This is a genomic window from Pseudomonas sp. Ps21-P2 (genome assembly GCF_039672565.1).
In the GTDB taxonomy this organism is placed as follows: domain Bacteria; phylum Pseudomonadota; class Gammaproteobacteria; order Pseudomonadales; family Pseudomonadaceae; genus Aquipseudomonas.
In genome coordinates, this window is the sequence record NZ_JBDFPL010000002.1 from 54009 (window position 1) to 69393 (window position 15385).

The 15385-nt window shown below is 60.7% G+C and carries 13 protein-coding genes; 6 read left to right on the forward strand and 7 right to left on the reverse strand.

Annotated elements, in window-relative coordinates:
* Positions 1–101 precede the first annotated feature (101 nt).
* Entirely contained in the window at positions 102–1340 is a 1239-nt protein-coding gene (locus ABEH28_RS04110) for a TIGR03862 family flavoprotein (protein ID WP_192173281.1), read from the forward strand.
* Between the two features lie 23 nt (positions 1341–1363).
* On the opposite strand, the gene ABEH28_RS04115 is transcribed toward ABEH28_RS04110, so the two are convergent.
* The gene (locus ABEH28_RS04115; RefSeq protein WP_192173282.1) at positions 1364–2539 is read right to left on the reverse strand and encodes an acyltransferase; all 1176 of its coding nucleotides are present in this window, start codon (positions 2537–2539) and stop codon (positions 1364–1366) included.
* Positions 2540–2837: 298 nt separating this feature from the next.
* Here ABEH28_RS04115 and ABEH28_RS04120 point away from each other — a divergent pair, with 298 nt between their 5' ends.
* From ABEH28_RS04120 to ABEH28_RS04130, 3 genes are all read left to right on the forward strand, one after another.
* Positions 2838–3224: a hypothetical protein gene (locus ABEH28_RS04120; protein WP_192173283.1), complete on the forward strand. Its 387-nt coding sequence runs from the start codon at positions 2838–2840 to the stop codon at positions 3222–3224.
* Between the two features lie 234 nt (positions 3225–3458).
* Positions 3459–5381 (forward strand): methyl-accepting chemotaxis protein, encoded by a 1923-nt coding sequence (locus ABEH28_RS04125; protein WP_192173284.1) that lies wholly within the window; start codon positions 3459–3461, stop codon positions 5379–5381.
* Positions 5382–5554: 173 nt separating this feature from the next.
* Positions 5555–6346, forward strand: coding sequence for a substrate-binding domain-containing protein (locus tag ABEH28_RS04130; RefSeq protein ID WP_192173285.1), 792 nt, complete (start codon positions 5555–5557; stop codon positions 6344–6346).
* A gap of 309 nt (positions 6347–6655) precedes the next feature.
* On the opposite strand, the gene ABEH28_RS04135 is transcribed toward ABEH28_RS04130, so the two are convergent.
* Both ABEH28_RS04135 and ABEH28_RS04140 read right to left on the reverse strand, forming a co-directional pair.
* A complete protein-coding gene (locus tag ABEH28_RS04135; protein ID WP_192173286.1) occupies positions 6656–7123 on the reverse strand; it encodes a metallophosphoesterase family protein in 468 nt (155 codons plus the stop codon).
* 3 nt (positions 7124–7126) lie between these two features.
* Complete coding sequence (locus ABEH28_RS04140) at positions 7127–8335, reverse strand: MFS transporter (RefSeq protein WP_192173287.1); 1209 nt, start codon at positions 8333–8335, stop codon at positions 7127–7129.
* 424 nt (positions 8336–8759) lie between these two features.
* On the opposite strand from ABEH28_RS04140, the gene ABEH28_RS04145 reads away from it, so the two are divergent.
* Together ABEH28_RS04145 and ABEH28_RS04150 are read left to right on the forward strand one after the other, a co-directional pair.
* On the forward strand, positions 8760–9413 hold the full coding sequence (locus tag ABEH28_RS04145; RefSeq protein ID WP_346629219.1) for a hypothetical protein: 654 nt from the start codon (positions 8760–8762) through the stop codon (positions 9411–9413).
* A gap of 189 nt (positions 9414–9602) precedes the next feature.
* Positions 9603–10631: a LacI family DNA-binding transcriptional regulator gene (locus tag ABEH28_RS04150; protein ID WP_346627909.1), complete on the forward strand. Its 1029-nt coding sequence runs from the start codon at positions 9603–9605 to the stop codon at positions 10629–10631.
* 223 nt (positions 10632–10854) lie between these two features.
* Here the strand turns inward: ABEH28_RS04150 and ABEH28_RS04155 are convergent, their stop codons facing one another.
* The 4 genes from ABEH28_RS04155 to ABEH28_RS04170 all read right to left on the reverse strand — a co-directional run bounded on the left by ABEH28_RS04155 (position 10855) and on the right by ABEH28_RS04170 (position 15385).
* The gene (locus ABEH28_RS04155) at positions 10855–11592 is read right to left on the reverse strand and encodes an SDR family oxidoreductase (RefSeq protein WP_346629220.1); all 738 of its coding nucleotides are present in this window, start codon (positions 11590–11592) and stop codon (positions 10855–10857) included.
* Between the two features lie 2 nt (positions 11593–11594).
* Positions 11595–13127, reverse strand: coding sequence for an FGGY-family carbohydrate kinase (locus ABEH28_RS04160; RefSeq protein ID WP_346629221.1), 1533 nt, complete (start codon positions 13125–13127; stop codon positions 11595–11597).
* A 144-nt stretch (positions 13128–13271) separates the two neighbouring features.
* Positions 13272–14357 (reverse strand): alcohol dehydrogenase catalytic domain-containing protein, encoded by a 1086-nt coding sequence (locus ABEH28_RS04165; RefSeq protein WP_346629222.1) that lies wholly within the window; start codon positions 14355–14357, stop codon positions 13272–13274.
* Positions 14358–14425: 68 nt separating this feature from the next.
* Positions 14426–15385 (reverse strand): ribose ABC transporter permease, encoded by a 960-nt coding sequence (locus ABEH28_RS04170; RefSeq protein ID WP_346629532.1) that lies wholly within the window; start codon positions 15383–15385, stop codon positions 14426–14428.

The window sequence follows — 15385 nt, forward strand, 5'->3', positions numbered from 1 at the left end:
CACTGTACGTTTTTTGATCGATAAGTTTTCCACAGGCTGGCCGCGTTTCACGAAGCTCGCGTAGAATGCGCGCCCCCTACCCAACCGGTGTTCGCTTAGCCATGACGTCAACCGCCACCTCAAGCACCCAGACAGTCGCCATCATCGGCGGCGGCCCTGCCGGCCTGATGGCCGCTGAAGTGCTGAGCCACGCCGGTTTCAAGGTGGACCTCTACGACGCCATGCCCTCGGTCGGGCGCAAGTTTCTGCTGGCGGGCGTCGGCGGCATGAACATCACCCACTCCGAGCCGTCGCCTGCGTTCGTTGCCCGCTACGCCGAACGCGCCCCGGTAATCGCGCCCTTGCTGCGCAGCTTCGGCGCCCAGGCGCTGTGCGAGTGGATTCACGGCCTGGGCATCCAGACGTTCGTTGGCAGTTCCGGGCGTGTGTTCCCCACCGACATGAAGGCCGCGCCGCTGCTGCGCGCCTGGCTCAAGCGACTGCGCGAGTCCGGCGTCGTTATCCACACCCGTCATCGGTGGCTGGGGTGGAATGCCGACAATACGTTGCGAGTCGACGGTCCCGAAGGTGAAGTCACCCTGAACCCTGCCGCCACGCTGCTGGCGTTGGGCGGAGCAAGCTGGTCGCGGCTGGGCTCGGACGGTGCGTGGGTACCGCTGCTTGAACAACGCGGGGTCAACGTCGCGCCGCTGCAAGCCGCCAATTGCGGGTTCGAAGTCTCGGCCTGGAGCGAACTGCTGCGCAGCAAATTCGCCGGCGCGCCGCTGAAGAACATCGCGATGGGCCTGGAGGGGCAAAACCTGCGGCTGGGGGAAGGCGTGGTCACGCAGGGCGGTGTCGAGGGCAGCCTCGTTTACGCTTTGTCCGCGCAGATCCGTGAGGCGATCAATCAGTCGGGGTCGGCCACGGTCGAGATTGATCTGCTGCCCGGCAAAAGCGTTGCCGAGGTGCAAAAGGCCCTGAGCAAACCCCGCGGTTCCCGCTCGACGTCCAAGCATCTGCACAGCCAGCTGGGCCTCGACGGGGTGAAAGCGGCGCTGTTACGTGAGCTTACCCCCGCTGCGACATTCGCTGATCCAGCCCTGCTTGCGCGTGCGATCAAGGCCTTGCCGCTGACACTGATCACGCCGCGCCCGCTGGATGAGGCCATCAGCACGGCAGGCGGAGTGAAATTCGAAGCACTGAACGAGCACCTGATGATCCCGTCGCTGCCCGGCGTCTTCTGCGCTGGCGAGATGCTCGACTGGGAAGCGCCTACCGGCGGCTATCTGCTGACCGCCTGCTTCGCCAGCGGCCGCGCGGCAGGGCTGGGGATGGTTGAGTGGTTGCGCCGCAGTTAAGGCTCAGCGCAACCAAAGGGGATTCACGCCGCGCGATCAACCTGCGGCTTCAGGCCACCGCCAATACCCTGCTTGACCGGCGCTTTGCCGTTCGAGGCTCCGGTGACCCACTTGCCCAACTCGACGCCCTTCAGCTCGATGTACTTATGAGCCAGAGCAGCCAGGCCGATCGCTGCGAGGGTGACGGCAACCACCAGCGCGTTGTTGCCCAGCTCGGAACCTGTGTCCATGAAACGCTGGCCGTTGATCATCGGCGACAGATCGCGGCCGGTGAGCTTCTGCGCCACGATGAACATCGTCGACAGGCAAAACAGCAGCGCAGCGTGGGTCATGTAGATGGAGTACGACAACTTGCCCAACAGCCTGAACACGGCGGTTTTCAGGAACGTCGATACCAGCCCGGCTTCGAATGCGAACACCAGCACCAACACGCAGAACGTCAGACTGGCAATGGGCGAGCGGTCGCTGTAGTCGTTCATCACCATCCAGTACGTTGTGCACGTGAGCGCCACTTCGAGCACCGTCATCAGCCAGCGCACCGGCACGAATCGGTCGCGAACCAACAGGTAGGCGAGGTACGTGATATTGCCAGCGAAGAAGCAGGACAAACCCAGCATCGCGCGCCAGACCAGCGGTTCGTTTTCGGTGAAGATCATCGTGAATGCGACGACGGCCACGCAGGCAAACATCAGAAAGCGGCTTCTCAGTGAGAGCAGGCACAGCCCGCCGAAGAGCATGTAGATATAGAACTCGATGCTGATGCTCCACGACGGGTAGTTGAACGACATGGTTTCGGTGAGCGTCGTCCAGGCTTGCACCAGCAGCAGATTGGGCAGGATCTCCGACGGGGCGAAGAGACCGGTGAACGGCACGTTGTTCAAGGTGAAGCCTTTCTTCCAGGCCGCCCAGCGCACCCCTTCGAAGAGGATAAACACCAGCAGCATCACGACGTGCAGTGGGTACAGGCGGAACAGGCGCGAGATGACGAAACGCTTGAAGCCGAATTGCGGCTTCAGCCCATAGGAATGGGCCAGGACAAAGCCGCTGAGCACGAAGAAGAAGTTGAGGAGGATGTCCGCTCTGCGAAAAAACGGCAGCTCGATGAAAGCGCCCACCACGTGCAGGTGATAGAACACCACCAACAACGCGAAAACGCCCCTGAAACTATCTAGCGTGGTGAATCGCTGAACTGATCCCATGGCCCAACGTCCCGTCCTGAGTGAGAAAACGCCCGCGGCGGCAGTGAAGTCTCGCGGCCTTTACACGGTAGGGGGATGGTGGACTTATCAACAGTTGAAATATTTCATGTCCGGTACAAAGGACAGCGCAAAGATTGACGCCAGCGTTTGACGAGCAGCGGGGCAAGCCATCGCTGAATCAACTATCAACGCCGACAATGTTCGCTACCAATCGTATTGAGTTCTGATTAATTTTGCGGCGAGTAACATCAGCTCCATACCGAGTCACCCACTCATCAAACGTACTGGAGCAACCCCCATGAAAACCAACACACTGATTCTTGGCCTGGCCTTCTCTGTACTGGCAATCAGCGCTTTCGCCCTCCCTGCTGTTGATGCCAGCCCATTTGTAAACGCGCCAATCGTTGCTGAAAACGGCTCTTCCCACACCAACATCAATCGTGTTGCTGCCGACGGCGCTGACCGCGTTGGTGCAAATCGCGTTGCTGCTGACGGTGCCGACCGCGTTGGTGCAAACCGCGTTGCTGCCGATGGCGCTGATCGCGTTGGTGCAAACCGCGTTGCTGCTGACGGTGCCGACCGCGTCGGTGCAAATCGCGTTGCTGAAAACGGTTCGTCGCACACCCAACTGGGTCGTGTTGCCGCTGACGGTGCAGACCACGTCGGTGCCAGCCGCCTGAGCTGATCGACACTCTGCTCCTCCCCCAGCCCGGCCTTTGCCGGGCTTGATTGTTTCTGGGCCCCGCGTTTTTTCTCCTGCCTATACCTCCGCTCGCACACGACTGTCGGACAATTCCGACATCGGTTTCAGATTCTCGCGAATCTGCCGATGCATTCGTACACATGAATGTTTTGCTGGCTCCATAACAAAAACCCTCCAGCTGACGATTTCAAATATTTACGGATCTGGAGAAATGGAATGAACAGCTGGTTCGCGAACATTAGCGTCAACATGAAGCTGGCCCTCGGTTTCGGTGTCGTGCTTGTACTGACTGCCCTGCTGGCTCTGGTGGGCTGGAACAGCCTGGGCAATATGACCTACCGCAGCGACCGTGTTGCCGACATCACCAAACTCAGCCAGAAGCTGACTGACCTTCGGATTACGCGGCTGCAGTACATGCTCAGCAATGGCGACGAAGCCGCTGCGCAGACCGTGCAGACTGCGCTCGAAAGCTTCAAGGCGCAGCAGCAATTTCTGCAGAAAACCTTCAGCAATCCACTGAACGTCGCGCCCATCAAGGCGTTGGGCGAGCAGATCGCCGCTTATGAGACCTCATTGAGCAAAATGCGCGAGGCCTATCAGGCGAGCGCCAAGGTTCGCGCCGACATGGGCGTTGACGCCATGAAGGCGGCCGACCTGATCGCCGCGATCAACGACGACGTAATGAAAATCGACCCGACGGACGAACGCCGTTTCGAGCAGTACCAGGCCGTCATCAAAGCCCGCGAAGACGTGATGCTGGTGCGCTATGAAGTGCGCGGCTACACCGCCAGCGTCTCGGCCAAAACCGAAGACACGGCCATGCGCCAACTGACCAGCGCCATGGACGGCCTCGCGCCGCTCAACGCCATGTTTGGCGGCACTCAGGGCGAACGTCTGAAACAGCTGGAAGCGGCGCTGAACGGCTATCGCCAATCGGTGCAGGGATTCAAGGTCGCGACGGACACGATCAACACGACGCGGGCCGAGATGACCGAGGAAGGAAGCGCCATTGTCAAATTGGCCCAGCAACTGAATGACTTGCAGATCACCCTCGGCCAGGCCGACAGCCAGCAAGCTCGCACGCTGCAATTGGCCGGCACGCTCCTGGCGCTGATCCTCGGTACGCTGGCGGCGATCATCATTACCCGTCAGATCACCCGTCCGCTTCAACAGACACTGGCCGTGGTCGACCGCATTGCGTCGGGCGATTTGTCCCACGACATGGTCGTCACCCGCAAAGATGAACTGGGCGTTCTGCAAATGGGCATCCAGCGCATGGGCGCCACGCTGCGCGAATTGATCGGCGGCATCCGTGACAGCGTCACGCAGATTGCCAGCGCTGCCGAGGAGCTGTCGGCCGTGACCGAACAGACCAGCGCCGGGGTCAACAGCCAGAAAGTGGAAACCGACCAGGTCGCCACCGCGATGCACGAAATGTCGGCCACTGTTCACGAGGTGGCGCGCAACGCCGAGCAAGCATCGGTCGCCGCTTCTGCCGCTGACAAGCAGGCACGGGAGGGCGACAAAGTGGTGGGTGAAGCGATCGTCCAGATCGAGAAGCTGGCCACTGAGGTGGTTCGCTCCACCGACGCGATGACCGTGCTGGAACAGGAAAGCGACAAGATCGGCAAGGTCATGGACGTGATCAAGGCCGTCGCCGAGCAGACCAACCTGCTGGCCCTCAACGCTGCCATCGAGGCCGCACGGGCCGGTGAAGCCGGTCGCGGTTTTGCCGTGGTCGCCGATGAAGTCCGTGGCCTGGCGCAACGCACCCAGCAATCCACCGAAGAGATCGAAGGCCTCGTCGCCGCGCTGCAAAACGGAACGCGCCAAGTCTCGGAGATCATGCTCAGCAGCCGCAACCTGACTGACAGCTCCGTTGCCCTGACCCGCAAGGCCGGTACCTCGCTGGAAAGCATTACCCAGACGGTGTCGAACATCCAGGCCATGAACCAGCAGATCGCTGCCGCTGCCGAGCAGCAAAGCTCGGTGGCCGAAGAGATCAGCCGCAGCATCGTCAACGTGCGCGACGTGTCAGAACAGACCGCCGCCGCCAGCGAAGAAACCGCCGCGTCCAGCGTCGAACTCGCCCGCCTGGGCAACCAGCTGCAGATGTTGGTCAGCCACTTCAAGGTGTAAAGCGGCTTTATCTGCGTCGGGCGAAAAGCCGCCCGGCGCAGGCACTGCAAGGGGTTGAAGACGAAACGCGCAGGCGTATCGGCAAGAAAGGGATTTACTGATCTCACAATTGCCACATACTGCCCGCGCTGTTTTATTTCGTCATATTCATCTCCAACGCCGGGTTTATCTCCATGAAAAGAATGTTGCCTTACCTCCTCAGTGCCGCCCTCTCCCTCGTTCCAGTCGCTTTTTCCCACGCCGCCACGGCACCTGCCCCCGTTCAACTGATCGTCCTGAGTTCCGGTGGGATCATGGGTGCGTTCAAGGCTGTTGCCCCCGATTACGAACAGCGCGCCGGCGTAAAGCTGCAAGGCGAGGTAGCCCCATCGATGGGCGCGACGCCCCAGGCGATTCCAAACCGACTGGCCCGCCACGAGCCGGCGGACGTGGTGCTGATGGTGGGTGCGGCGCTGGACAAGTTGATCAAGGACGGCAAGGTCGATCCCAAAACCCGTGTCGATCTGGGCAAATCCTACATCGCCATGGCCGTACGTCATGGCGCGCCCCACCCTGACATCAGCACCATGGAAGCCTTCAAGCAGACCCTGCTGGACACAAAAAGCATCGCCTATTCGGACAGCGCCAGCGGCGTTTACCTGTCCCGCGTGTTGTTTAGCCAGATGCACATCGCCGATCGCATTCAGAGCAAAAGCCGCATGATTCCCGCCGAGCCCGTCGGTGAAGTCGTTGCGCGTGGAGACGCTGAAATTGGGTTTCAACAGCTGAGCGAGCTCAAGCCGGTGGACGGCATCGACATCATCGGCCTGATCCCCGACCAGGCGCAGCAGATGACCCTCTACTCCGCCGGCGTCGTGACCATGAGCAAACACCCTGAACAGGCCAAACAGTTTCTGGAGTTTCTGAGTTCTTCGGCAGCCGCCCCGGCCATCAAAGCCAGCGGCCTGGACCCGATCGCGAAGTAACGAGGATGCCGCAGATCCTTTAGTTGGCGGATGACCTGTGGGAGCGACCGGGGTGGCGCTCCACCTTGCTCGCGAAAAGGCCCGTACATCCGCTAAATAACTTGGCGATTGGATGAACGTCTTCGTGAGCAAGCTCACTCCCACAGTGACCGTGTTCGCCGAAGCCCTATCAGTTGCCAGATCACTTGTGGTAGCTAGCTTGCTCGCGAAGAGGCCATTACATCCGCTAGATATTTGGTGGAGGGAAGATCGTCTTCGTAAGCAACCTCACTCTCACACTGGACTGCGTCGTAAGCGCACTGGATGGGCTTATGTGAGCGCCAGCTCGATCAACTCACCGCGCACGTCATCACCCTCGATGTGCAGCAGGCCGACCGTGATCGGCAATTTGAAACGTCGCGGTCCGGCGCTGCCCGGGTTGATGAACAGCACGCCATCGCGCATCTGCTGCAAGGGCCGGTGGGAGTGGCCGGTGACCACGACGCGCACCTCATCCGGCAATGATTTCGGCACATCGGCCAGTATGTGGGTGGTATAAATCGCCACATCGCCAACTCGCAAGAACGCTTCATAGGGCACGTCGCACGCCCAGGCGTCATCGGTGTCGTTGTTGCCTCGCACCACCGTCAGTGGCGCGATGGCCATCAATGCGTCGAGGATCTCCGGCTTGCCAATGTCGCCGCCGTGGATCAGGTAATCGCAGCCCTGCAACGCCGCGAGTGCCTGAGGCCGAAGCAAGCCGTGGGTGTCCGAGATCAAGCCTACTTTTACACTCATTGTTCAGCTCCCGGATGCCGACAGGGCAGCCTGTTTCGATTGCACGCGCTTCATGCTGATCATCGCCAGCAACGCAACCACGGCCACCAGTCCGGCGAAGAACTCGCCCACATGCTCCAGACCAAACACCCGCACGCTGAAACCCACCGCCACCACCGGCACGGAAATCGACACGTAAAGCACCACAAAGAATGCGGACGTCACCGCTGCCTTCTGATCAGGCGGGCTGCTGGCGGTGACCGCGCCCATGCCGGCGCGCAGGATCATGCCCTGGCCGATGCCTGCCACCAGACCCGCCGCGATCAACAGCCCCAACTGCGACGTGGCAATGCTCAGTCCCAGACAGATCATGCCGACAATCAGCCCGACGCAACCGAGGGTCATGTGCCGGTCCTTTGGCAGCACCTGCAGCAACGCCTGGCCAATGATCGACGCCACGAAAAACAAGCCGATTACAGCGCCAATCAACAGCCCGCCTTGCTCGTGCATGACGTGAATCATCACCGACGGCACCATGCTGGTGAACAGACCTGCCACGCTAAAACCCGCCAACCCGGCGATGGACGCGGAAATAAACACGCTGCGCACTGAGGCTGGAACCGATGGCTTCTGAATACCCAGTTTCAGAATGGCCGGACGCTGCACGGTCTCCCGAATCAGCGCGATACCGACCGTCGCCAGCACGAGCATTACCAAGTGCACGTAAAACACCAGATGCAACGCATCCGGCAGAAATTGCGAAGTAAAGCCGGCCAGCAAAGGCCCGATGCCAAGGCCGAACATATTGGCGGCCGTGGCCACCAGCGTGGCGTTCTTCCAGGTTTTGGGGGCCAGTTCAATGACGGCGACAGTTGCCGTGCCGGTCATGATGCCCGCGCTGAAACCGGAAAAAAGCCGTCCGATCAGCAAACCGCCAATCGAATCGCTGAACAAAAAGATCACCGCGCTAATCGCCCCCATCGCCAGCCCTGCCAGCAACAATGGCTTGCGCCCCAACTGATCGGACCAACTGCCGACCGCCAGCAGCGCTGCAATAACGCCCGCCGCGTAGATCGAGAAGATGATCGTCAGCCAGCTCGCGTCAAAGCCGAGCCGTTGTTGATAGAGGGCATAGAGCGGCGTGGGCAGCGTGGTGCCGACCATGGCGATGAGTAACGCGCAGGCGGCAAAGATGAAGTCGCGCGTAGAAGAAGAGGAAGCAGGCAAGGACATGAGCGCTCCGGGCACCGGTATAAACAAGACTGGCAGTGTCGCTGATACAGACCAAGCAAGGTAGACCTGAGAGCGTTACCGAGGTTCATGCTGAGGCAATTTTGAAGTATGCGTGAACATATTCATCATCATGTTAAACACTTTGACTTTGCATGCCTCACGCCCATCAGCGCGGATCAGAGGCCCGATTGAGCCATACTGACGAGATAACCAAGACGAAATCGCAGATTTGGAAAACTGCAATACCGATTATCACAAAAGACTTTTACTGAGTGGAAGAAGAACTAAAAGAATGAACTCGTCCGCTGTTTGGCTAACCCGGGAAAGTTCTTTAGAGTCCCGCCCTTAATACTCGCTCAACAGTGAAAAACTTGTGAATAACGATCTACAACTTGTTAAATCAGCATTAACGCGATTCGGCGTCATGCTGGCGCTTACGCTCTTCAGTATCGGCATGGTGTTCATCGACATCTTTATCGCTAAAACGGACATTCTCGAAACCTCGTTCACCGAGGTCAGTCAGGAAGTGATGCTGGCAATCATCGCCGGTCTGTTCTGGCTCTCGGCGCGTCAACCTGGGCAACGTGGCGTCGGCATCCTGATTGGCGGCTTCTTCGCCTGCATGCTGATTCGTGAGCTGGACGGGTTGTTTGACCCCATCAGTCACAGCTTCTGGCTGTGGCCTGCGCTGCTCACCGCTGGCACTTGCGTCTACAAGGCCTTGGGTTACAGGAACGCGTGGCGCGACGTCGTCTCGGGCCTCGCCCGTTTTTCCCTGCGTCCGGCGTTCGGCTTCATCATGGCCGGCCTGCTGGTGCTGATCTTCTCGAGACTCTTCGGCATGGGCTCGTTGTGGCACGGCATCCTTCAGGGCGGCTACGCGCGGCTGGCGAAAACCACCGTCGAAGAAGGCGTCGAACTGCTGGCATACAGCATTTGCCTGGGCGGCGCGCTGGACTACTTTCTGGAGTTGCGCCGCGATCTTTCGCGCTTTGACGAGCTCACCGAACTGCAGATTTCCGTGCCCGTCAAAGCCAGACGTCGCGCTGTCGCCGAGGCAATGGAAACCAGCGTCTGACCCTGGCACCGGGGCCTCAGCCGAGCGTTCTTAGACACTCAGCCAGCGTCCGATGATTTAGCTGTCGGTTTGCCGACGCGCGCCGACATGGGCATCCCTTTCGCGCCCTCCATCGTGCTAGCCTTGGCACTCTTTGGAGGGATGCGACTGCCCCGCAGGTTGTCCCGGATTTCAGGCAGCCAATCGCCCATGAGCAAGAAAACCCCCGTCACCATTTCCGACATCGCACGCCGCGTGAACATGACGCCTGTCACTGTTTCCCGGGCGCTGAACAAACCCGATCTGGTCAAGCCCGCCACCCTGGCGCGCATCCTGGAAGTGGCGCAAGAACTCGATTACGTCCCCAACGCCTTTGCCCGCAGCCTCAAGCGCAGCGAGAGCATGATCATCGGGGTCATTACCGCGTCGGTGGACAACCCGTTCTACAGCGAGATGATCAAGGCGATCTCCCGCGAGGCGAAGACCCGTGGCTACACCATCATGCTGGTGGACACTGACGGCTCCGAAGAACTCGAAGCCAAAGCGGTGGATACGCTACTCAGTTATCGCGTGGCGGGCATAGTGCTGTCGCCGGTGTCAGACGAGCCGGCGTACCAACCGGTCTATCTGAGCCGGCTGAGCAATGGTGACATCCCGGTGGTGCAGCTGGACCGCGCGCTGCCTTCCAGCCCGTTCAGCCATGTGGTGCTCGACAACTATCACAGCGGTCTGAAAGGCGCGCGTTACCTGCTGGCGCAGAGCCCGGCGATGCGTCGCATGCTGGTGCTGACCGGCCCTGCGCATTCGCGGATCTCCGAGGAACGCCTAAAGGGCGTGAAGGCGGCGATTGCCGAGAGCGGCAAGCCGGTGAAGCTGGATGTGTTTGCCGGGGATTACACGCTGGAACCGTCGCACCAAAGCACGCTGGATTACCTGCGCGACCATCCAGTACCAGACGCCATTTTCGGTTTTAACCAGCTCATAACGCTGGGCGCCATGAAAGCCCTGCGCGACCGCGATATCGCCCACCACAGCGTGGCCATCTGCGGTATCGACCGGCTGCCCTTCGCCGACATCTTTGGCATCCCCATCGCCTGCATCGCCCACGATGCCTCGCTGGCCGGAAGCAGTGCGGTGAAAATGCTGATGGAGCGAATCGAGGACCGGCATTTGCCGAAGGCGCAGGTGGTGATTGTCGGGGAGCTGGAGAATGGCGTTGGCCGGGGGCAGTCGTCCTGACACCGCGCTATCGCGAAGCGAACGGTGCTCATGTGGGAGCCGTCCCGCCGCAAATGCGCCGCGATGTCGCGCAGCAAACACGGTCCATGTGGGAGTGAGCTTGCTCGCGAAAGCGTCAGTCCAGCCATTGCATCTCTAGCGGCTGGAAGTCAGCCTTCGCGAGCAAGCTCGCTCCCACAATTAACACGCATTTAATATCCACACGGGCGCTGAATCCAAGCCTTCAACGGCTCGTATATCCCCCATCAATCGGCAGCGACACGCCAGTGATCATCGACGCCGCGCTGCTCAGCAGGAACAAAATCGGCGCTGCGACTTCTGCGGTTTCGGCGAAGCGGCCGAGGGGAATCGCCGCCAGCGCCGGGTCGCGTTTGCTCGGCTCGCCCCACGCCATCTGCGCCATGGGCGTCAGCGTCACGGTGGGGTTGACGCTGTTGACGCGAATCCCGTAGCGGCCCCATTCGCCACACTGCACACGGGTCATGGCGTCCATCGCGCCCTTTGACGCGCAGTAGCTCAAGTGGTCGTCCAGCGCCACCAACGAAGCCTGGCTGGACACGTTGACGATGCTCCCGGCCACGCCTTCGGCGATCATTTTCTTCGCCACTGCTCCCGCGATCATCGCCGCCGCCCGCACGTTGACCGCCATGACCTGATCGAATGCCGCAGCGCTGACCTCGGTCGCGGATTCCAGTACGGAAATCCCCGCGCAGTTGACCAGGCCGTGCATCACTGGCAAGTCCGCCAGCACTGCGGCCAATGACGGCTGATCGGCCACGTCTACGCGCAAGACCTGACAGCCTTGTCCTGCCAGTTTTTCCAGAGCCGCTGCATCGCGGCCCAGGGCATAGACCTCGGCGCCGCTGGCCAGCAACTGCTGCGCGACCTCCCAGCCGATGCCGCTGCTGGCGCCGGTGACCAGAATGCGCTGGCCGCTGAAATCAAATTGAGCCGTGTTCACAGTCACGCTCCCTGCAAGCGATGCATGATCGGTTTCAGCGCCGGGTACAGCGCCACGTAATCGGCGAACAGTCGCGAGTACAGCGCGACGTTCTCGGCTTGAGGCTCGGCCCGGCGCTCGAGTTGAACCCAGCCTTTGTGGACCTGCGCCTCATCCACCAACCCGACCGCGTGGGCCGCCAGCAAGGCTGCACCGAGCGCCGCCTCGACCTCCTGAACGATGGTGTAGACCGGAAAGTTGGTGACGTCGGCGATGATCTGCATCCACAGGTCCGAATGGCTGGCACCGCCGACCACGATCAGCCGAGGGTCTAGGGATTGCGCGCCTTTGGTGCCCGCTTCGATGTTGTGCCGAAGCGCGAACGTGACGCCTTCGAGCACCGCGCGGTACAGATGGATTCGGCTGTGATAAAGGCTCAGGCCGACAAAACTGCCGCTGGCTTTAGCGTCCCACACGGGGCTGCGCTCGCCCATCAGATACGGCTGGAACAGTACGCCGTCGCTGCCGGCCGGAATCTTCATCGCCGCACGTTCGAGAATGACGTGGCTGTCTTCGCCGCTCTCCCTGCCTTGCTGCTCTTCAGCCTGACAGAACTGCTCGCGAAACCAACTGACCGAGGCGCCGGCGGTGATCGCGCCGCCGAAGATGTAGAGGTCCTTGGCGCCGTTGAAGACGTGGGGAAAACTGACCAGACCGTGGCGGGCATCGACCTGTTGATTGAGGTAGCCCCAGCACATGCTGGTGCCGATCATCGCCACGTGATTGCCGGCCTGAGTAACGCCCGCGGCGAAGGTCGCCATGGCGGCATCGACGCCACCACCGAGCAGCGGAATGCCAGGAGCAAGCCCAAGGCGGTCGGCCCATTCGGGCAACAGGCCGCCGACGACATCACCGGAGTGAACCAGCCGCTCGGGCATCATCGACGCCGGAATACCCAGCGCGTCGAGCATCTCTGCCGACCAGCCCCGGGCCTTTACGTCGTAAACACCGCCGATGTTGCCGGCAGAGCTGTGGTCCACAGCGACCTCGCCGGTCAGGCAGTAATTGATGTAGCTGTTGGGCGGCAGCAGGTAGCGCGTGTCGGCCCAAACCTGCGGTTGTTTATCCTTGAGCCAAAGCATTTTGGTGAAGCCGTAATAGCTGTCCACCGAATTGCCGGTGATCGCATACAGCCGCTCGAGATCGACGTGCTGATTGACCCACTCGACCTGTGCCTCGGCGCGGCGGTCCATCCAGATCAGGCACGGGTACAAGGGTTTGATCTGTGCATCGACCGCAATACCGGAGCCGCCGTACAGGCTGCTGACAGAGAGGGCTTTGACGCTGTCCATCGGCAACGCGCTTTTACGCATGCAGGCGGCGACGCAGATTTCCACGGCGTCGAGCCAGACCTGCGGCCATTGCTCCGCCCAGCGCGGTTTGGGGGTATCAACCTTATAGCTGTGGCTGTGCTGCGCGACGATCCGGCCTTGACCATCGACCAGCAATGCCTTGGTGCTTTGGGTGCCGATGTCAACACCGATGACGTAATCCATCTGGGTGCGCTCTCTTGTTATTGGTTTACCTGAGGGGTGCCACGGTTCCCTGTAGGAGCAATCGGAGGTTACGACGGTCGCGAAAGCGATTTGTCAGATAAAACCGCATCGCGACCTGCGATTGCTCCTACAGAAAGAGTTGTGTCAGTTAACGGGTTTGAGCAGCACCTTGATCGACTTGGTCGAGTCCGCCAGGGCAAACGCTTCGGCGTAGTCGTCCAGACCGAAGTCGTGGGTGACGATGCCCTTTGACGTCACCAACCCGCGCTCGAACAGGTCGATGGCAATCGGGTAGCAGTACGGGCCCAGGTGAGCGCCACGTACGTCGAGTTCTTTGCGATCGCCGATGATCGACCAGTCAGCGCTGGTCTCGGCGCCAAACACGCTGAACTCCACGAAGCGGCCCAGCTTGCGGATAAGATCAAGGCCCTGAGTGACGCCGATCGGCACGCCCGTTGTCTCGATGTAAACGTCGCAGCCGTAGCCGTCAGTGAGGCCGTTGATGATCTCTTTCGCATTGTCGCGGCTCGGGTTGATCACCACGTCGGCGCCGAATTTTTTCGCCAGTTCCAGGCGCTCGTCGACCATGTCGATGACCACCAGTTTCTTCGGCGTTTTCAGCGCAGCGACTTGCACCATGCACAGGCCCAGCGTGCCGGCGCCGGCGATCACCAGCACGTCGTCGAGCTGAACATCACCGCGGTTGACGGTGTGAATCGAGCAGGCCATCGGCTCGATCAACGCCGAATCTTCCAGCGACACCGACTCGGGAATGTGATGCACGATGGCCGTCTTCGGGATGCGCATGTACTGCGCCATGCCGCCCTCGGCGACGTCTTTCTGGAAGCCGAAGATGTTGTGCACTTCGCACATCCAGTACTTGCCGGACTTGCAGAACTTGCACTTCTCGCAAGGGACGATCTGCTCGGCGATGACCTTGTCACCCACCTTTACACCGAAGTGCTCTTCAGCGCCCTCGCCCACCGAATCGACGTAGCCGAAGAACTCGTGGCCCGGCACGACGGGGGCCTTGACCCACGGGCTCTCGCCGCCCCAGAACATCGCCGCCCCCGAATGGCATTTGCAGTCACTGGCGCAGATCCCGCAGGCACCGATGCGAATCACCAGTTCATTGGCCCGCGCAACGGGCTTGCTGATCTGCTCCAGACGGTAGTCTTTCGGCGCATGGCAGACGACGGCTTGCATGGTATTTGTAGTGCTTTGTTCCATGTCGGTTCACCTGTTTTGATCGTTGGATGGCGTGTAGAAGCGTGCTCCTACAGGCGCTGCTTTTTTGTTTATTTATGCCGCTGCCGACTGATAAAAATCGCCAGCAAAATGATTCCGCCCTTGATCACGCTTTGCACATAAGGCGACACGCCGAGCATGTTCAGGCCGTTGTTCAGCACGCCCAACAGCATCGCGCCCACCAGCGTGCCGATGATCACGCCGCGCCCGCCGGCAATCGACGCGCCGCCCAGGACTACGGCCGCGATGGCGTCCAGCTCGAAACCGACGCCAGCGTTCGGTTGCCCGCTCATCAGCCGCGACGACAACACCAGCCCGGCAATCGCCGCCGTCAGCCCGCTGATCGAATACACCAGCAGCTTGAACCGCGAGGCGCGCACGCCGGACAGACGCACGGCTTCTTCATTACCGCCGATGGCATAAACGTAGCGACCGACACGGGTGTGTTGCAGCAGCACCCAGGCGAAAAAGTACGTCGCCAGCATGATCAGAATCGGCACCTGAATGCCGAACAGCGTGCCGCGTCCGAACCAGGCGAACCAGTCCGGCATGCCCGCAATCGGGTAGCCGTCGGTGTACATCAGGCCCAGCCCGCGAGCGATGCCCATGGTCGCCAGCGTGACGATGATCGGCGGCATTTTCAGGTACGCGACGAAGATGCCGTTGCCCACACCGAAGCCCACGCCGATCAGCAAACCGATGAGGATCGCAATCGGCGCCGGCACGCCCGCGACCATCAGTCCGGTGGTCAGCGTGCCGGACAAGGCCATCACCGGACCCACCGACAAATCGATGCCGCCGGTGAGGATCACGCAAGTCATGCCGACCGCGATGATTGCGTTGATCGACACCTGGCGGGCGATGTTTTCCAGGTTCGCGCCGGTGAGAAACTTGTCGCTGGCGAAGATCATGAAGACCGTCACCACCACCAGACCGACGAAGGGGTAAAACGCTGGCGAACGGATCAATCGAGCGAAGTTGAGTTGCATCCGGTTGGGCTGCGCGGTCAT